Raw genomic sequence first — 19,876 nt, forward strand, 5'->3', positions numbered from 1 at the left:
CTATCCTCTTTTCAAACCTTATTTCAACAGAATATTAATATATTGATTCATATTTTTCATCTTATTTTTTAATTCTTCTAAACTGCCGTATTTCAAAAAAATAATACCAAGAGCTTTGTTTGCCCCATTAAAGATTTCTATTTCGGACCCTTTTTCTTGATATATAACTTGGTTAACAATGTTTTTATCTATCCCATTTTTAAAAACAATATCAACTAACTTCCCTTCTTCAGCAGAGTGAAGTACATAGGTAGAGTAATATCTCTCTTTTTGCTCATATATAATATTAAAGTCATGATTGCCCATCGCAGCCTCAACAGTACCCTTAACTAAATTGACACCCGTAATCATCTCTAATAAATCGGGTATCATATTTCCTCCATTCCTTGGACCCATTTCGATAATGTATAGTTTTCCGTTTTTATCAAACATTACTTCGATATTCAAAGCACCCATTTTTATTTTTAAAAGATCAATTACCTTTTGGAGTTCATTACGAACTATATCTATTTGCTCTTCTGTAATAAGTAGAGGAAAACTTTTACCTATAGGAACATAAGGATTAACTTGTTTATCTCTATGGCAATTTAAAAATCCGCAAAATTCCAATTTTCTATCGATAACAAAAATATCACCACCTATCATATACTCATGAGCCATTTCAATATATTCTTCAACGATTACCCTTTTCTCTCTAGAGTTAGAAATGGCAAGTTCAAATGCACTTTCAAATTCTTCATTAGAATCTATTCGTGAGACTCCCTTACTTCCAGAAGAATCTGTTGGCTTTACCATGATAGGAAATTGAAATTTATGCATGCTATTCTTTGCTTCTTCTATGGTTCTAAAGCTTTCTGCTCTTGGACAATTAAACCCATGTTCCTTTAAAAACCTTCTAAATAAGTCCTTTTTAGATAAAATCAATACCGATTCATAAGGATTAGAGGGTAGATTTAATTTGTTACCTATATAAGCTGCCGTTGGGGCTGCAGGATCAGAAGCATATGCAACAATCCCGTCAATGTTCTTTTTCTTAGCGACTTCCAAAATAGACTCTTTATCGGTAGTGCTTACACAATGAAATTCATCGGAATAATTTTGTCCAGGATTATCAGCTAGATAATCACATAAGATCGTATAGTAACCTTGTTCTTTAGCGTATTTTATGGCTGGTATTTGTTGGGTAGAACCCCCGAGAAACATAATTTTTTTCAAAAATAACACCTCAAATTATTTCGTTTTATGGGGTAGAATAAAATCACTAAATTCTTGATATTTACTATTTATTGGCTAAGTTTTTGCTTCATTCTTTTAAATAAAGGCACAAACAAGCCATATATTGTTATTAATTCTTCTATTTTAGCTAGTTTGCTCACCACCACATAAATGACAATACCGATACTAATTTGAGAAACCAATTTAATGACATTGCCCTCAGGCAGTATCATTCCACTGAGTGACACAACTCCCACCATAAATATAGTCATAACAAAAATAGGTACCAAATCTGTTATTTGTTCTTTAAGCGCATAAGAAATTTCCTTTGCTGAAAAATAAGTGTTAATAAAGAGTGACACAAATGAATTTAGGATTGCCGCCCAAATCAGACCAATAATCCCCAATTGAAACCATAAAGACAATATAATAAATACTGTTAAAACCGATTTTTTTATTATTTCTAAAAGAAGAAATAAATCTGATCTTCCTTTGACTTGAAGAATATTTAGATTTATTGCATGAAGTGGATACAACATTCCGGCAACACACAACAATTGAAAATACAATATTGAAGACGTCCATTTATCCCCATAAAAAAGATGGATAAGGGGATTGGCAATAGCCGCTAAACCCAGCATAATTGGGAAGTTAATAAAGGCAGACGTCTTTATAATCTTTCTAAACCCATGCTTCAGTCTTTCCCCATCTTCTTGCATACCACTAAGAACAGGATAAGTCACACGTTGAACTGAAGCAGTAATGGATTGCGAAGTAATGTCTCTTAATTTCACTGCGTTTGTATAATATCCCAGTTGTGCAGTTGAAAATACTCTCCCGATAATAATAAAATAAATGTTGTTATAAATTGTATCAATTAATCCTGATACTAGTAGCTTAGAACCAAAACCAAAGAGCCTTTTAAATGAATTAACATTAAATACAAATGAAGGTATCCATTTAATAAAAAAACATAATAACAGGGACTGGATAAGTTGCATTAATAACGTTTTTACAACAAGACTCCAAACACCATAGCCCTTTAGAGCAAAAATTATCCCTACAATACCAGAAATAATTCCTGAAATTATATTAATTTTCGTTTGAGTTCTAAAGTCCACTTTCTTTATAAGTAATACTCTTTGGATAATCCCGAAGGAATTAAAGATAAGAACTAAAGAAAGCACCTTCAATATTGGAACCAGTTGATCTTCCCCGAAAAAAGCACTAATAGTATCAGCTAAAATAAATATTACAATATACATTACGAAAGCCATAAATAAGTTAAAGTAAAAGGCTGTAGAATAGTCCTCTTGATTTGCATCTTTCTCTCTAATCAAGCCTTGAGTAAACCCGCTATCGATAATAGAGTTAGAGATAGCTATAAATATTGCAATCATTGCTATTAGACCAAAATGTTCAGGTAATAATAATCGGGCAAGTATAATTTGAAGGATAAATTGAATCCCCTGGTTTGCCACCAAATCAGCAAAACTCCAAAATAAACCTGAGATCGTTTTTCTTTTTAAAGAACTTGTTTCCTGCATTATATGTTCCTACTTTTTCAGCTTATTATTTTTATATCCATCAATGTAGCCCTTTATATCAACTATCTTTGAATATAATTTAGGGAAATAATATTTTGAATTGATTTTTGATTTTTCTTTAATACTTATTTCGTCATAATATACTTTATACTTTGATTTTTTTATCTCTTTTATTTTGTTCTTAAGTACCAGTATTTCAAACTCCCTTTTCATTTTAGTCTTTTCAATTACAGTAAAATATTTGTTAATGCTATATCTATTGAACTCTTCTAATAATTTTATGTCTCCTTGTTTAACCCTGATATATTTTTCTGTTACATTTTCCCCTGAATTTAATTGACTTGTCCAGGATCCTTTACCGCCTATTCTATATGCCGACATGATTTTATCGATATAGTAAGCATACCCTTGACTAGTAAGCATCATCTGCAATGCATAATCTCCTACATGTGCATTCATAAAAAAATCAGATGGATTTTCCATTAACTTTTTAGGGTATAAAATTGATGCAGTTGGACAAAATGTCGTGCGGGAAATTATTTCCTCTATTGGGCTAATATCGCTTCTAGTATAAGGTCTCACCTCCTCACCTGTTGGTTTTCCATTGACATTTACTATCTTAACTGCATGAAAACATAAACTACATTCCGGATGACTTTCCATATAATCTACTTGTTTTTGTAGTTTATATGAATCTGTCCAGTAATCATCACCCTCACACTGCGCAATATATTTCCCTCTGGAATTTTCAATAAGTCTCAGTACATTTTTTCTCGCCCCAACATTTTTATCAGACGTTATTAACCTTATTTTATTAGGATATTTTTGCATATACTCTTCTACAATTTTTTTAGTTTTATCTGAACTACAATCTTCCCCAATAAGAATTTCAAAATCAAAGTTTGTTTTTTGCATTAAGAAACTTTCTATAGCATCCGCTATATACTCTTCATGGTTATATGTAATGCAATTAATACTTACTAGCAAATTCATATTTTAGTTCCCCTTTTATCATATTGAACGCACGAACACTTAATTTATGGGGTGGATTTTCTAAGAAACTAAACCTATGCCTTATCACTCAAAATAGTATATATATTTTAAATTTAATAGTAATTAACCGACCTAGATAATTTCTCCAAATAGTTAAACTTGAATGTCTGTTTAAGGTATCGACTAATTTTTAATAATTAGAATTTTATTATTAAATTTATTTTTCTGAAATTACGAATTTTATTTTATTACATTTACCCAATCGTTTAGATTAGTTTCTCATTTTCAATATCCTTGCTGGACTTCCACCGACAACAGCATAATTCGGAACTGATTTAGTTACTACAGCATTAGCAGCAACAATTACTCCATTTCCTATTTTTACGCCAGGTAAAATCGTTACTCTTCCACCAATCCATACATCGTTTCCTATAATTACAGGTTCTTCGTCGTAAAACCCTTGCTTCCACATAGGAATATCAATTCTATCGAACTTATGATTTCTGGTATAAACTACGCAATCTGGTCCCATCATTACATCATTTCCAATATGACAAGGACCTAGTATAGAGGCTCTTATTCCTATTCCTGAGTTATCCCCAATCGTCACTCTACTTGAAAAACTTGCACCTTTTTCGATATTTACGTTTTTTCCGCACCTATCTAGAAGCATTTTTCCACATATTTGTCTTATCTGTTTTGAGAAGAAACTAAATCTCTCATATGACACTGGTAAATGCTTTGCAAATGAGTTATAAATTAAATAACCAATTATCTTTCTTACTTTAATCAACATGTTCTTCCGCCTCAAATTACAATTTTTTAGGTGATTTATCCCAGGGACACTCATGAAAACAATTCATAAAATTAAATTAATTTAATGCAAATCTTGACCTCGGAAATATATATTTATATTATTTTTCTATTAAAAAAGTATTATCTGAATCCTATTGTTAATATTTTTTAGTGAAATCATTTAATATCACCGCTAATCTTCTTTAATAAATTCAGCACTTAATAATATGTCGTTATATAATTTTTTGCTAATATTGACAAGAGTATTATGTAGAAAAATTCATCAAAATAAAGCATATCAAGTGATAACCACGGCAGAAAGTAGGCAATTATTAATATCAAAAAGTAGTATTTTTCAAAAGTGCGTAATTTCACTTTATTGGATAAGATTGAATACACCATCCACCACCAAACAATTAGAAAAATTGAACCCAACAGACCAACTTGATAGATAATTTGTATTAAAGTGTTGTGAGAGGCTGATGTACTGACAAGTTCCATTGAAGAAAGCCCCACTCCGAAAAACAAACTGACAATACTCGAAAATAAATAATTAATATATATTTCAAATAATCCACTTCTTCCGGTGGTTAATGACTGAGTATCCGTAACCATTCCAAATCTAATTAAATAAAGTTCTATCTGTTCAGAGAACAAATTACTTGCAATACCTATCACCAAAACAAGTAATATAGTTAAACCCATTCCAATCTTATATAATACATTACGCTTTACTAATACAAGACTAAACACCCAAAGTACGGCTATTCCAGCAACACATAATATAAACATTTTTGAAACAGAAAGCATACCGTAATACAATAACGCCATAATCGAAACAATTTGAAGTACTATCATTGTTTTATTTTTCGTTTTGTACAAAACTATTAAAAGTGACGCAATCGTCACAAGGATATTCGCTGAGTAAAAGTTAGCATCACCATAAAAACCACTTAACCGAGTTAAGCCAATTTTTTCCCACTCATAAACATCGATATATCTAAGCATATGAGGGAAATTCATCAGTATTTTTGCGGCAGTACCAGCCGACAAAACGCCAACTGTTAAATATAATACACACGCTTCAAAATCAATGTTCTTCCCATATCTATTGACGTAAATGGGAATAAAAAAGAGCATCATAATAAAAAATAAATAAGACATATCTATAGCGTATCCATTCAAGAGTTTAACTAGCAGTGTGTAAGCAACAAAAAATAATGGAACAAATATACATTCCCTATAATACAACCTATTTTTAAAGTCGCTTAAGCTAATAAGTAGAAAGACAAATGGAACAACAAGAGTAAAGAATGTAAATGTACCGGGATTTATCTTTAGTACTGGGGACCATGGAAGATAAAATAGCATAATTGGCAAAAAGTATTTTTTGTTTGGTACCAATGTTACCCCTGCGAACAACAGCAATGAACCCAACAGCAATATTTGATTACTATAGGCATGTCCAATAGAAAGAATGAGTACGCTTATTAAAGCTAAAATCAATAACTTTACATTACTTTTCCTAAACTGCGCCATTTTTCTATAGCTCCCCGTCCGATATCAACATCCTAAACTGCTCTACCGCTGTTTCGTTTGTGTAATTTTGTTTCCCTAGATATTCTCTACACCTTTCAATAAAAAGAGGATCATCCAGAACTCTTTTTATTGCAATATATATTTCTTCTTCATTATTTCCGCAAACAATACCCTCTAAGCCATCCCTTACCATTTCTTTTGCAGATGTAGTATTTGTAGTAATTATCGGTACACTAAGACACTTAGCCTCATCAAATACCATCGGTGCTGCTTCATGAAAAGAGGGTAGAAAAAACAGGTCTGCGTTTCTGATGAATCTGTATGGATTTTCCTGATTACCATATAAAGTAACGTGCTCTGACAAATGATTTATTTTGATTTCATTCTCAACCTCGCTTTTTTGCGCACCGTCACCAACAATATACCATCGTATCCTGTAATTTTCATTAACGAGTCTTTTTATGACCTGAACCCCCCTTAAAATCCCCTTTTCAGGACTTAACCGGGCAACTGTTACAATATTTAAACTATCTTTGGGATATTCAACAGGGTTAACATTGGCCTTATTAATATACTCTGAATAGTTATGGCAGTTATAAACACAATGAGTTCTCTCTGCAAGGCTTGGAATGGTTTTTATAAAGCTCTGTTGACATCCTTCTGATACAGTAGCTATCTTGTCAAAATGTTTATACATTTCTCGGTTTCTGGGTGTATTTCCCCCATAATTTGAAAAATCACAGTGAGAAAATGTAATCTTTTGATTAGCATTTACTCTTTTCAACACAAAAGCATTACATCCACCATACAGTGACTTTTCTTCAGCGTTGTGCAAAAATGAAATTGCAACATCAAACCCTGATAACCTTTTCTGAGTTGATACAAGCAGGGATATAGGTAAATGATTGCTAAAAGTTTTTGTATATGATGCAAAAGCAGCCCTGGCGGCATAGTACATAAAACCTAGATTTTTTGTCTGTGCTTGAGACATACCAAGCAATTTTAATAATGGTGATGCCTCAATTACTTTTATCTTAGAAGGCATTAAATTTACATAATCTCCACTGTAGTCAAAAATAAATAGTGTTAAATCATATTGATCTTTTACTTGATTAATCAGATTTACTAAAGACCGCTGCACTCCACCAGTTGCAAGGTTATTATTCACAATAAGAACTTTTTTCTTTTCATTCGCCATACGTACCTCCAGCTAATAGATGATTTTATTCCTAGAATGAAATATGAATATGATATAAATGGTTTAATCTATCTATTAAGATGCACTACAACTGGAAAAACTGTTTAAAGAAATACTTAACAAAATAATTTCATGTTATAGAAACTCAAACAAGTTGTTGTTTTTAATCCAAATCATTAATCCAAAGTGGATGTATATCTTATTGCTTCTAGAAGATTAAATTTTATACAAAATGATTTCTTCTTCCCTCTGTCATATATTTTATTGCTTGAAACATTCCCATTTCATTTTTATACAAATTATACTTTCTTATTGCATACTGTAAAATTAATAAATAGGAGAATTTTTTAGATAGAGTAGCATATAAAATTCCTTTATCATAAAAATATTTTTTATTATGCCCCTTAAACCACGTTGAATCTTCTTGACTGACTGTTCCTATTTGAGCGGTATTTGTATATATTTCCAATCCTTTTTTTATACATTCATATATAAACAAAGTGTCTTCACCCGCACTATATTTAGCACCGCCACCAAATAATAAAGAGAAAAATACATTGGCTCTGATTACACTTTGTCTTCTAAATGCAATACTAACCGCTCCATACCGCATAAAGTTAAAATAATTAACCTTCGAATCTTTTTTTATTTCTTTGGGTCCTTGTCTATCATTGTTTAAACTTGGCACATTAAAGATTATTATGTCTGCTTTTTGATTATTTTCAAATGCATCTAAAACAATGTTTTGGTAATTATCACTGTATTTCACATCATCATCAGCTAAAATGCATATATCTGCTTCAGCCCTCATTAACGCAGTATTTCTACTTAAACCAATACCTCTTTCATTAAATGAATATTTTTTGATATATCTGCTTTTTTCGTTGATCTCTGTAAAATCATAATAATTACACTGGTTTACAATTATAGCGTTTCCTCTGATATTCATTTTATTGATTATTGACATATCCTCTTGATGCATTGTCGATACTAAAACTTCGATATCCATAATGTCTCCTTACTATTTTAATGTCTATAAAAAATTTTTTACCGCTAATGGTATACTTTTAATGGCGTAATACGGATTAAAAAAAGAGGCTTGTACTATATTTTTAATAGAAACAAGATACTTTTTTCTTTTAAAATTTGCAAACGCCAAAACAGAATAATGTCTAAATCTAATAAAATTTTTTTCTTTAGTTGAGAATAAATAGAAATATTTTTTCTTGAAATTGTATAAATCATTTTCTCCATTTATTTTCGCCTCTCCATTTGATAACCCACCTTGACCATGCACATATGCAATAACATCGGAACCCTTTAAATATCCAATTTTAGCTCCACTTTCAATAGTCTTTAACATTAAATAAAATTCATCACCTATATCAATAAAATTAAAGCCACCAATCTTTTTTAACAACTCACTTTTATACATAAAAGTATCAGTACCTGTTAAATGGTTCATTAAATGATACTTCAGTAAAGAATCTTGATTAAATTCATTTAGATTTTCTCTGTTTCTAACATCTACTATTTTTTGTTTTTCGTTTTTTAATATTAAATCTGTAAAACACATTTCCAAATCATTATTCAACATATAGTTTAACTGTCTCTTGACCTTATTAGCCTCATATATATCATCGTCATCTAAAAATGTTATATAATCTCCACTTGCCATATAAATACCAACATTTCTTGACCTTGCAGCACCTAGATTTTCTTTATTTTGTTTAAAAATTATTTTCATAGATGAAAATTCATTAATAACTTTTTGAACTTGATCTCTGTACTCACTTTCTTGTTCATTATCATCAATAACAATTATCTCTATATTTGTGTATGTTTGATTTACTACAGATGTGAGAGCCATCCTAAGTTCATTTATACGCTGATATGTTGGTATAATCACGCTTACTTTTTTCTCCATAATAACACCTCAAATGGTCATATCCTTTCTGAACCTTCTTTAATCCCTGCCCCCTTACACACACTAAAAATTGTTTTTAAAAAAATTAAAGCATCGAAGGCAAAACTCATTCTGTCTACATATTCTCCGTCAAGTCTAGTTTTTATTTCTAATGGCAACTCATCTCTGCCATTAACCTGAGCCCAACCAGTTAGGCCCGGATATATATCATTTGAGCCGTATTTATCCCTTTCAGCTATTAAATCATACTGATTCCAAAGAGCAGGTCTAGGACCAATGATGCTCATTTCACCTTTTAATATATTTATTATCTGTGGCAATTCATCAAGACTTGTCTTTCTTAGGAACTTACCAATTTTAGTTATAAAAGCTTCTGGATTCTGCAACATATGTGTAGGCATATCTTTTGGAGTATTTGTTCTCATTGTCCTAAATTTTAAAATATAAAAAATTTTCTTATTTTTCCCAATACGTTTTTGTTTGAAAAATACTGGACCTTTAGAATCAATTTTTATGATTATTGCTATCAATAAAAAAATGGGCGAAAGAGTTAGTAAGGCAACTAAAGATAATAAACAATCAATCATTCGTTTGCATATTGGATAAATTTCCACCTAATCTCCCCTTCATCTAGTAATCTTTATTCTTAAGTTTGTTAGACATAAGTGATTATAAATTAACTACTTCTCTCATCATCCTGCTTAAGTCTTGCTTTGTATTAGCGATTGTAATAAGCAATTCTCTCAACTCTGCATTGTTTTTAACATGTAAACTGTTAATAAACTCCCACAATACTTCGCCTTCCACAATCCCGGACTTTCCAATATGTATCTTTGGAAAGATATGTTCTGTATGAACTTCATTTTCATTCAATAATTCCTCAAACATCTTCTCGCCAGGTCGTAATCCGGTGTATTTTAGTCCAATTTCTTCTATAGTATATCCTGACAATTGAATCAGATTTTTTGCCAAATCCTCAATTCTAACAGGCTCACCCATATCCAAGACAAAAATTTCTCCACCTCTGGCAAAAGATCCAGCTTGAATAACTAACCGTGAGGCTTCAGGAATCGTCATAAAATATCGAGTCATATCTGGATGAGTAACCGTCACTGGGCCACCAGCTTGAATTTGCCTTTTGAATAGCGGAATTACACTACCTCGACTTCCTAAAACATTCCCAAAGCGAACAGCAACAAATTTTGTTGTGCTTGTTTCGTCTAGCTGCTGTATGACCATTTCCGCAATTCGTTTAGTTGATCCCATTACGTTTGTTGGATTAACAGCTTTATCTGATGAAATCATGACAAACGTGCCAATACCATACGTTTCTGCCGCTTCGGCAACGTTTTTTGTACCAAAGATATTATTCTTAACTGCTTCACGAGGATTATATTCCATAAGCGGTACATGCTTATGTGCAGCAGCATGATAAACAACATCTGGTTTATAATTATCCATCACCTCAAAAATTCTTTCTCGATCTTGAATATCCGCGATAACTGGTACCATATCAATTTGATCCGAGTACAACTTTCTTAGTTCCATATCAATCTGATAAATACTATTTTCTCCATGCCCGAGTAGAATAATTTTTTCAGGAGAAAATCTACATATTTGTCGGCAAATTTCAGAACCAATGGATCCACCTGCGCCAGTTACTAGAATGGTCTTATCCGTAACATATTCCGAAATACTATTCATATCTAATTCTACTGGTTCTCTTCCTAATAAATCTTCTACTTCCACTTCTCTAAATTGATTGACAGCCACTTTTCCTAACATAATATCCTCAATCATAGGCATGATTTGTGTTTTGGCATTCGTTTTCATGCATTCATCAAAGATGGCCTTCAATTCTTTTTTATTTAAGGATGGAATAGCGATTACAATATTATCAATATGATATTGTTCTACAATGTCATAGATTTGTTTAGAACTGCCCACAACAGGAATACCTAGAATATCTAATTTCTTCTTATTCGGATCATCATCTATAAAAGCTACTGGTTTTAATTCCGTATCATGATTATTTAGAAGTTGACGTACAACCATCGTTCCTGCTGACCCAGCACCTATAACTAATGTATTTTTGATTTCGGTTTGATTTTTTATGAAATGATCCCGTAACATCCTCCAAGAGAAACGAGAACCACCAATTAGAAGTACGTGCAACATCCATGTCAACGCTAGAGCCCTGACATATACATCTTGAAACACCGTCACTTGAACAATCACCGTTACAATGATAGAGAGGGTTACTGCTTTAACAATAGAGACTAATTCTCCTATGCTTGCATACTCCCATGCCTTTTTATATAGTTTATAAATCGAAGCAAAGATATGATGGCTAATTAATAGAGAAACTGAGCTGACTAATAGTGCAGTTAGCTTAAATATTTCTAAATATGGATGTAATACTAAATAACTTACATAAATAGCTGCTAAGACGATTATGGAATCTAATAGAGCTAATAATGTTAGTCGCTTCCGGTATGCCAACCAAAAACCCTCCTTTTAAAATAGTATTGTATGCTCGTCTTACATCTATGAATAAATTTTTCTATGTCTTCCCCATATAATTAGATGATTTAAAAGAGTTCTAAAATTATTACTGTGCTGTTTTACTGTTTAGTAGCACTTCTTTTCTTTTTTTTATTGAGTTAAATAGTACCGTTTCTAATTGAGGTAATTGGACTAAAGGTGCATCTTGTTTTATGTAACGTATTGCTTTTTTTATGGATTTTGGATAATCATCAAATCTTGTCATATTAATTAATCAATCCTTCCCTTTATATGATACCAATTGATTCTTTTCTAAGACTTTCATAGATTCATTGCCTATAACCAAAATTTAATATGTTGCCCAAGTAGGTGAATTTCTAAAAAATACCCAAGATCTTTTTTCTAATTGGAATCGGCGGTTCGATGGAGATGCTTTGACCTTGGAGCACTGTTAGGGCATTTTCTTTAAAATTCAATGTATGATCTATTCCATATGTTTTTGTGATCGTTTCAAAAGCCTCTTGAAGCGAGAAGCCCCTTGAACCAACATTATGTGCATCCGTTGCAATAAAATGGGCTAAGTGATGTTCTATGATTTTTTCAGAAAAGGATTTAATCTTTTTGCCAAACAGACCGATTACACTTCCAGATGTAAGTTGGGTTAATGCACCCTGCTGAACCAATTGAAAAAGGAGATGAGGATCTTCTATTAATTCTCGATTTCTTTCAGGATGAACAATAATTGGTGTTATTCCCTTCATTAATAGCTGGTAGATTACTTCTTGTGTATAGATAGGCACATAGCCAGAAGGCAGTTCTAGTAATAAATATTTTCCTCTATTATCCAAAGTTAAGACTTCATCCATTTCCAATGAGATTATTAAGTGTTGATGAATTCTTACTTCTTGTCCCGGATGGATGGTAAGAGGTATCGTCTCTTGTTGTAAATGCTTATTAACCTCAGTTACTCGAGCAAGAATCTCATTCTTCTTATTTATATATTGCCCATTCATGTGATGCGGTGTTGCAAATAGATGATTAATCCCAGCTCCTACCGCGGTATTTGCCATATCCAAACACTCCAACAAGTCAAGGGCTCCGTCATCAACCTCGGGTAGAATATGACAATGTATATCGATTAACACTTACAAGACCCCTTTTCAAATCTAAGATGAAAGAATGGAATTTCCATTAAAAAAACCGCAAATTTTTTCATAACCAGCAATAGTTGCATTGGCATGAGTTTCATTTGTCGGATTTCTTTTTATCCATATTGGTAATAGTCAGCTTTGGATTTCACTTCATTCACTACCACTCCAAGTAATTGTGCCTTCGCTTTTTCCAGCAATTCTTTTGCTTTCACAGCACCGTCTCGAGAAGTCTTACCACTAGATACAACTATGACGACACCGTCAGATTTATGTGCCATAATTTGTGGGTCTGTGACAGCAAGTACAGGCGGTGTATCATACACTACATATTCGAACAACCCTTTCAGCTCTTCCATTAATAGTTCCATAGATTTGGAATCTAATAGTTCCGAAGGATTATGTGGAATAGGGCCACTAGTTAAAATATTCAGATTGGGTACATGCGTATTGGAAATCGCCTTATCTAGGCTAATCCTCTTAGTCAACACGCTAGTCAGTCCATGAATATTATTGACGTTAAATGCATAATGAACTGAAGGTTTCCTTAAATCGGCATCTACAAGTAGAACTTGTTCCCCTTGCTGTGCTAAGACAATGGCTAAATTGGCGGCTGTAGTAGTTTTCCCATCTGAAGGTTCAGCTGATGTTACGACGATTGATCTGATTTCTTTATCTCCAGAGGATAAATGAATATTCGTTCTGATCAGTCGATATCTTTCAGTAATAGGTGATTTAGGACTACTATGCGCAATTAAGTTGACTTGCCTTACCTGTTTATTTTTCCATTTAAGACGCAACATGTTCACTTCCTACTTTTTGTATTCTAGATCTTTGCTTTCCTGGTGAAAATTTGTGAATCGATCCTAGTACCGGAAGTCCGAGGTATATTTCAACATCGCGCTCATCTTTTAACGTGTTATCCAAATACTCTAATAAAAACGCCAATCCTATACCAAGCATCAAGCCAACAACCACCGCTATACTAATATTCAATAATGGGTTTGGACCGACATGAATGGGATTCTCAGCCTTTGCCAGAATAGTTACATTGTCGACGTTCATAATTGCTGGAATTTCCCTTTGAAATGTTTCAGCTACTTCATTAGCAATTTGTACTGACATGGCTGGATTACTATGTTGAACAGCCAATGAAAAGACCTGGGAGTTATCTTGACTATTTACGGTAATTTTTTGATTGAGTTGCGCTACGCTTTCTGTAAGATTAAGATTTGCTTTGACTTTATCCAATATGGCGGGACTTTTTATGATTACACTATACGTATTAATCACATCTATATTCACTTTTAATTGGGTGGCGTCTATCTGATTGTTTTCGTTTTTCTGATTCACCAAGATTTGTGTTGATGCATGATATACAGGTGTTATTACAAAATAAGTAATGCCACCACTAATTAATGCTGCAACCACTGCCAGAAACACGATTAACTTCCAACGTTTCTTAAGGGTATTAAAAATATCGCTAATGCTAATTGTTTCCTCCATATAAACCTCCAGAAAATAGATTAAAATTGAATTTTATTTAGTTTTTCGAATGTTGATTTTGCCATTTAATAAATTCAATCAAGGTTCTGTATTGTTTAATCTCTTTTTTTTCCACTCCTAATTCTTTTAGCTCTTTTACAAAGTCGACCCATTCTTTCTCAATATATGTATCCTCGTCCTTGTCGGTCTTTAATAAAGTTTCGAGATCTACGTTTAAAACGGCTGCGATCTTTAACATAATCTGAAGGGACGGGTTCTTGTTCAAATTACGCTCGATATTGCTTAAGTAAGATTTCGATATATTTGTTAGTTCCGCAAGCTTTGAGAGGCTGTATCCTCTCCTTTTTCGAATTTTTACTATATTTTCCCCAATCATCCATTTACCTCTTTATTCCTTTTTTAACGTATACCTGTTGAACACTTACCTTCCTTCCACTTACTTCTCTAGCCTAAGAATTAATTTCACGATTTAAGTAACTCCGCCATTCTTTCATATTTTCACTTCTAATTCTTCGATGTAAGTAGTAGTAGTATTTATTCCTACCTCTCGTTCTGAGATCGCAGCTATAAATTGTTGCTTAATTTCTTCAACTAAAATCGTTACTGTCATATCTTTTACTTCATTTCCTCGTTTATAGGCATATGTTAAAATGTTTTTAAATGTTTCTTGATTTAATAACTCTGAGTTCAATATTCTTCACCATTCCCTACTATTATTTCTGCTAGAAATCCCTGTTATCGTTTTAGGTGGGTTTTCTACCCGATTAATACTTTTTCAAATACATTTCATCAGGGAGAGATAATTTTAGGAATACGTGCAGAACTTAACGCTCAGCATGCTTAAAACTACATTTTTGTTATATACTAGATGCCTGAATATAGAATAAACTACTGCATTTCCAACAAATTTTTCTATACCTGACAGCTCCTTTTCTAAACCAACTATTAAAGTACTAAATTACGAGTTCCCTTTAGAAACTTCATAATTTAATACTTTAATAATAAAATGGGGCATTTAACCCCTCCTCTCACCACACTCTTGACGACTTGCGTCTAAGGTTTATTTCAACCCACAGCGTAATCGAGTGCCTCCATTTATAGTGGTAAGGAGACATCACCAAACGAACAGACTTTATTAAGTTCATTTTTGTTCTCAATAACGAACATAAACACAAAAAAAATCTACATGAATTATTACTATACAGTGAATTTCTTGATTTATTATTTTTCTTCTTCACTTGCTCTTACTGAGAACAATAAAATGGCTATCCGTCTTTCATTTTTTCCACTCACGAAAATTTCTTTATAAAGAACACAATTAGTGATAAATAAAAAATATTCACTAAATAAAACCAATTTGTTCATTATAAAGAACTATTACGTTATTAAATTACCATTTTCTATATAATCTGTCAACTCTAATTCAAAATTTCCCCTACAAAAAAATACCATAAAACAAGTATATCTTTTCTACTACTTATAACGCTGCATAAGTAATATATCAAGCTTTGTTTCAATACGGTTTAAAGTTTCCATAAGAGTTTCTTGTAATTCAGACTCTTTATTATTGTTCTTTCGAGCTGTTTCGTACATCCATTGTTGCTGGTATCTCGATGCCTGTATAGATTGGTTGTTATTTTTTTTATCCACTTCTTCCAATATTCTCACTTCCCTATGCCATAAAAAGTTATTTATTTAGGTTTTAGCTGTTCTTCGTTATCCATATTAATGGAGTTCTTTGTAATGAACTTCCGAACTTCTTGAATTGATAACCCTATTTTTTTCGCTTCTTCTATTAAAAAGAGCCATTCTTGATCTATATCCTTGTCCAATGTATACAATCGTCCCATCCCCCAATATAGATTCTGACATTCTTTTTCCCCATATGATCGACTTTTTGTTCTTATTCGAGAAATTTCGTTCTTTATTAAGAATATCATATGTCAAATTTCCTATATTTTCAATCTATTAAAAATAATTCTGTCAATTTTTTTCTCAGCAAAGTTTTCTGATTTTAACAATATAGAAATGTATATGGAATTTACTTAGACATTAGTTGGAATATCAACCATGATGTAGAGTTCTTTCACAAGTAAAGAAGGTTATTATAGGACTTCGCAAAAGAGAGTAGAGGCTAAAGAAATCTCAAAACGTGTTTAAATTATTAACAAACAAGTTTATTCGGCTTGCTTCTAGCAAGAAAGTCGGAAAATACATAATGAGGCGTTGATCATGATTGTAATAGACACTCATGGATATACTTAGATATGATAATCTAGCCAAAAAGGAGAGCCGTTTACCCAAAAGGTAATTGCTCTCCTTTTCTATTTTCCTATGAACAAGATTATTCGGGGTGTGACAGGTACAAAAAACAGGTACCCTAGATTAAGGATTAATCATAATTTTCAATGTATTCGTCTTATCATGAATAGCCTTTTCAAACGCTTCTTTCACGTCAGTGAGTTGATATTGATTTGTAATCATTTTCTCAATATCAACTTCTTTACTAGCAAGCATTTCAATGGCTTTTGGGTAGGTGTGATGGTAACGGAAGACACCCATTAGATCAATTTCTTTATCAATAATCTTGCTAATGCTGACAGGTACTTCATCTTGAGGGGACATTCCAACAATGACGACTCTTCCGCCTCTTCTGACCGATGAAATCGTTCCTTGTACAGCTTTCGGATTACCGGCTGTTTCAATGGCAAGATCGACTCCAACACCATTCGTATATTTCATGACTTTATCGTCAAGATTGTCTTCGCGTAAATTGATTGTATGAGTTGCTCCCATTTCTTTCGCTACCTCCAAACGACTTTGCTCTAAATCGACTCCGATGATCGTTTTTGCCCCAGCCATTTTTGCCGCTGCTGCAGTTACTAGGCCAATGGGTCCCATTCCCATAATCACAACCGTTTCTCCAGATTGAAGTTTTCCTCGGCTAATGGCATGGATTCCGACTGAAAATGGCTCAATTAGTGCTGCAGTTTCAAAGCTCATGCTGTCTGGAATAGGGAAAACTAGATCCGCTCTCATGGCAATGTATTCACAGAAAGCCCCATCATAGGGTGGCGTAGCAAGAAACTCTACATGTGGGCATAGATTATAGCGTCCCTCTTTACAATGATCACATTTTCCACAAGTCGCCCCAGGTTCGATAGATACACGCTGTCCCACTTGAAGTTCCGTAACCTTTTCACCAACTTTGACAATCTCTCCTGATGCCTCATGTCCTAAAATAATGGGTTTTTCTACAATAAAGTCGCCAATTTTCCCATGCTCATAATAATGAACATCTGATCCACATAACCCTACCGTTTTGATTCGAATTAAAACCTCGTCAGCTTCTGGTGTTGGAATTTCCCTTTTCTGTATTTCAATATTTTTTACTTCGGTTAGTACTGCAGCATCCATCGTACTTTTTATATGTTTAGAATCATCTAGATTCGGCTTTTCAATTATCACGTAGACCACTTCCTCTAACAAAATTATTTTAGATATTCATCAACATTTTCATCTGTTACTAGCTCAAAAGGAATTTCATATTGTTTCTCAATGGTTTCCCCTTTGGCTGCTTTCACTGCCATATCAACAACTGTTTTGCCTTGTTCTATTGCATTTTGGTACACTGTTGCAATCATTTCACCTTTTTTGACTGCTTGAAGGGCATCATGAACCCCATCAACACCTACAACAGGTACATCTGTCATACCTTTGGCACGTAGCGCATTGATTGCTCCAATTGCCATTTCATCATTTTGAGCAATAACGGCATTAATTTTATCACCGTGTGTTTGAATCCAGTTTTCCATAATGGTCATAGCCTCAGCTCTAGACCAGTTTGCTGTTTGCTCTGCGATTAATTTAATGTCTTTATTTTTTTCTAGAATATTGTCTATTCCTTCACGTCTTTTTGTTTGGCCAGTTTGTCCAATTGGACCTTCTAATAGAACAACATTCCCTTTTCCACCTAATGCATCTACAATTTGTTGTGCTTCTGTTTCACCGGCAACAACATCTGGAGAACCAATATAAGAGTTTAATTTTTCAGATGTCAAGAACGCATTAACGCCTAATACCGGTGTGCCTGCATTAACAATCTCATCCACAGTTGCATTTAACGCTTCTTCATCAATGGGGTTCACAATAATCGCATCTACTTTTTGACTTTCTAAGTTTTTTAATTGTGAAATAGCTGTGCTAACATCATAGTTTCCATCCATTACTACAAGGTCTACCCCTATTTCCTTCGCATGCGCTTTCATTGCTTCCGTTAGATTCGTTGCAAATTCTCCTCGTAGACCATAAACCTGAAAGCCAATTTTAATCGAATCAGAATCTTTCTTTTGTTTGCTATCTCCACTACCTGAACTTGTTTCAAGATTGGAGCTACAAGCAGCGACCATTGTGGTCATGATTAATAGAACGAGCAGTAATAGTGACCCTTTAATTTTTTTCATCATAAATTCCCCTTTGTCATTTAAATTTTATTAAAAAAAGGTTAACCCTTCTCTTACCCTATTTACACTCTCTTACGATCTACTAAAACAGCAATAATAATAATTGTCCCTTTAACCACTTGCTGCCAATAAGAAGAAACAGCTAATAGATCTAATCCATTATTCAAAACGCCAATAATCAGTGCTCCTACTAACGTCCCCCATAAACGGCCTCGTCCACCAGCTAAACTAGTTCCACCAATAACAACTGCTGCAATCGCATCTAATTCATAAGACATTCCAGCTTGTGGTAAACCTGAAGAAACACGAGACGTAAGCAAGACACCAGCAAGACCTGCAAGTAATCCACTAATACAATAGACAGACATTAATGTTCTATCAACATTCAGCCCAGATGTTTTTGCAGCGTTTTCATTTCCTCCTACAGCATAAATATGTCGGCCTAATTTAGTACGATAGAGTAATACACTACAAAAACCAAAAACAATTAATACGATCCAAACAGAAATTGGTATCCCTAAAAATCCACCTGTTCCAATAACCAAAAACGAATTGGACAAACCTGAAATCGGCCGACCATTACTATAAATATAGGTAAGTCCCCTTGCAATGGACATGACACCAAGTGTGACAATAAAAGGCGCTACTTTCCATTTTGCAACAACAAGTCCATTAACGAGGCCAAGAACAAGGCCAGTTCCCAAACCAGCAGCTATTCCAAGAAATAAATTTGTATCATTTCCGGTAACTAATGAAGCGGTAACAATCCCTGAAAAAGCTAAGATGGAACCTACAGATAAATCAATTCCTTTTGTTAAAACAACAAAGGTCATACCAATAGCTAGAATGGCATTAATCGATACCTGTTTAAAAAGATTCAACATATTAGAAGTAGTTAAAAAGTTGGGACTTAATATCGTGATGACAATCACCAAAGCAGTTAGAGCAAGTAATATGCCATATTCTGATAATAAGTGGCCAAACTTTGGACTTCTCTTTTTGATTAGTTGTGTGTTGTTTGTAGACACATGGCTATTCAT

Annotated in this window: 20 protein-coding genes; all 20 read right to left on the reverse strand. The window is 33.2% G+C overall.

Features of this window, described 5'->3' with window-relative positions; translation table 11 throughout:
* Nucleotides 1-18: 18 nt before the first annotated feature.
* Nucleotides 19-1,215: an ATP-grasp domain-containing protein gene (locus HNP81_RS04510; RefSeq protein ID WP_182501717.1), complete on the reverse strand. Its 1,197-nt coding sequence runs from the start codon at nucleotides 1,213-1,215 to the stop codon at nucleotides 19-21.
* Between the two features lie 68 nt (nucleotides 1,216-1,283).
* Entirely contained in the window at nucleotides 1,284-2,762 is a 1,479-nt protein-coding gene (locus HNP81_RS04515; protein ID WP_182501718.1) for a lipopolysaccharide biosynthesis protein, read from the reverse strand.
* 9 nt (nucleotides 2,763-2,771) lie between these two features.
* Nucleotides 2,772-3,755: a glycosyltransferase gene (locus tag HNP81_RS04520; RefSeq protein WP_182501719.1), complete on the reverse strand. Its 984-nt coding sequence runs from the start codon at nucleotides 3,753-3,755 to the stop codon at nucleotides 2,772-2,774.
* A 271-nt stretch (nucleotides 3,756-4,026) separates the two neighbouring features.
* Complete coding sequence (locus tag HNP81_RS04525; RefSeq protein WP_182501720.1) at nucleotides 4,027-4,551, reverse strand: acyltransferase; 525 nt, start codon at nucleotides 4,549-4,551, stop codon at nucleotides 4,027-4,029.
* A 218-nt stretch (nucleotides 4,552-4,769) separates the two neighbouring features.
* Nucleotides 4,770-6,089 (reverse strand): O-antigen ligase family protein, encoded by a 1,320-nt coding sequence (locus tag HNP81_RS04530; protein ID WP_182501721.1) that lies wholly within the window; start codon nucleotides 6,087-6,089, stop codon nucleotides 4,770-4,772.
* Nucleotides 6,090-6,093: 4 nt separating this feature from the next.
* Entirely contained in the window at nucleotides 6,094-7,287 is a 1,194-nt protein-coding gene (locus tag HNP81_RS04535) for a glycosyltransferase (protein ID WP_182501722.1), read from the reverse strand.
* A gap of 223 nt (nucleotides 7,288-7,510) precedes the next feature.
* Nucleotides 7,511-8,296, reverse strand: a complete 786-nt coding sequence (locus HNP81_RS04540; RefSeq protein WP_182501723.1) for a glycosyltransferase family A protein — start codon at nucleotides 8,294-8,296, stop codon at nucleotides 7,511-7,513.
* Between the two features lie 24 nt (nucleotides 8,297-8,320).
* Nucleotides 8,321-9,214: a glycosyltransferase family 2 protein gene (locus HNP81_RS04545; RefSeq protein WP_182501724.1), complete on the reverse strand. Its 894-nt coding sequence runs from the start codon at nucleotides 9,212-9,214 to the stop codon at nucleotides 8,321-8,323.
* 17 nt (nucleotides 9,215-9,231) lie between these two features.
* The gene (locus HNP81_RS04550; RefSeq protein ID WP_182501876.1) at nucleotides 9,232-9,801 is read right to left on the reverse strand and encodes a sugar transferase; all 570 of its coding nucleotides are present in this window, start codon (nucleotides 9,799-9,801) and stop codon (nucleotides 9,232-9,234) included.
* Nucleotides 9,802-9,883: 82 nt separating this feature from the next.
* Nucleotides 9,884-11,716, reverse strand: a complete 1,833-nt coding sequence (locus HNP81_RS04555) for a polysaccharide biosynthesis protein (protein ID WP_182501725.1) — start codon at nucleotides 11,714-11,716, stop codon at nucleotides 9,884-9,886.
* A gap of 380 nt (nucleotides 11,717-12,096) precedes the next feature.
* Complete coding sequence (locus HNP81_RS04560) at nucleotides 12,097-12,864, reverse strand: tyrosine-protein phosphatase (protein WP_182501726.1); 768 nt, start codon at nucleotides 12,862-12,864, stop codon at nucleotides 12,097-12,099.
* Nucleotides 12,865-12,983: 119 nt separating this feature from the next.
* Nucleotides 12,984-13,670, reverse strand: a complete 687-nt coding sequence (locus tag HNP81_RS04565; RefSeq protein WP_182501727.1) for a CpsD/CapB family tyrosine-protein kinase — start codon at nucleotides 13,668-13,670, stop codon at nucleotides 12,984-12,986.
* Nucleotides 13,657-14,373: a YveK family protein gene (locus HNP81_RS04570; protein ID WP_182501728.1), complete on the reverse strand. Its 717-nt coding sequence runs from the start codon at nucleotides 14,371-14,373 to the stop codon at nucleotides 13,657-13,659. Before HNP81_RS04570 ends, HNP81_RS04565 begins: the two co-directional genes overlap by 14 nt.
* 37 nt (nucleotides 14,374-14,410) lie before the next feature.
* Complete coding sequence (locus tag HNP81_RS04575; protein WP_182501729.1) at nucleotides 14,411-14,749, reverse strand: helix-turn-helix domain-containing protein; 339 nt, start codon at nucleotides 14,747-14,749, stop codon at nucleotides 14,411-14,413.
* 114 nt (nucleotides 14,750-14,863) lie between these two features.
* The gene (locus HNP81_RS04580) at nucleotides 14,864-15,064 is read right to left on the reverse strand and encodes a YwzD family small protein (protein ID WP_182501730.1); all 201 of its coding nucleotides are present in this window, start codon (nucleotides 15,062-15,064) and stop codon (nucleotides 14,864-14,866) included.
* A 782-nt stretch (nucleotides 15,065-15,846) separates the two neighbouring features.
* On the reverse strand, nucleotides 15,847-16,032 hold the full coding sequence (locus HNP81_RS04585) for a hypothetical protein (protein WP_182501731.1): 186 nt from the start codon (nucleotides 16,030-16,032) through the stop codon (nucleotides 15,847-15,849).
* Between the two features lie 32 nt (nucleotides 16,033-16,064).
* The gene (locus HNP81_RS23725; RefSeq protein ID WP_246399237.1) at nucleotides 16,065-16,313 is read right to left on the reverse strand and encodes an anti-repressor SinI family protein; all 249 of its coding nucleotides are present in this window, start codon (nucleotides 16,311-16,313) and stop codon (nucleotides 16,065-16,067) included.
* Nucleotides 16,314-16,758: 445 nt separating this feature from the next.
* Nucleotides 16,759-17,790: an NAD(P)-dependent alcohol dehydrogenase gene (locus HNP81_RS04595; RefSeq protein ID WP_182501878.1), complete on the reverse strand. Its 1,032-nt coding sequence runs from the start codon at nucleotides 17,788-17,790 to the stop codon at nucleotides 16,759-16,761.
* A 74-nt stretch (nucleotides 17,791-17,864) separates the two neighbouring features.
* Entirely contained in the window at nucleotides 17,865-18,836 is a 972-nt protein-coding gene (locus HNP81_RS04600; RefSeq protein WP_182501732.1) for a substrate-binding domain-containing protein, read from the reverse strand.
* 62 nt (nucleotides 18,837-18,898) lie between these two features.
* On the reverse strand, nucleotides 18,899-19,876 hold the full coding sequence (locus tag HNP81_RS04605; protein ID WP_182501733.1) for an ABC transporter permease: 978 nt from the start codon (nucleotides 19,874-19,876) through the stop codon (nucleotides 18,899-18,901).

The organism is Peribacillus huizhouensis, from assembly GCF_014138605.1.
GTDB classification, from domain to species: domain Bacteria; phylum Bacillota; class Bacilli; order Bacillales; family DSM-1321; genus Peribacillus; species Peribacillus huizhouensis.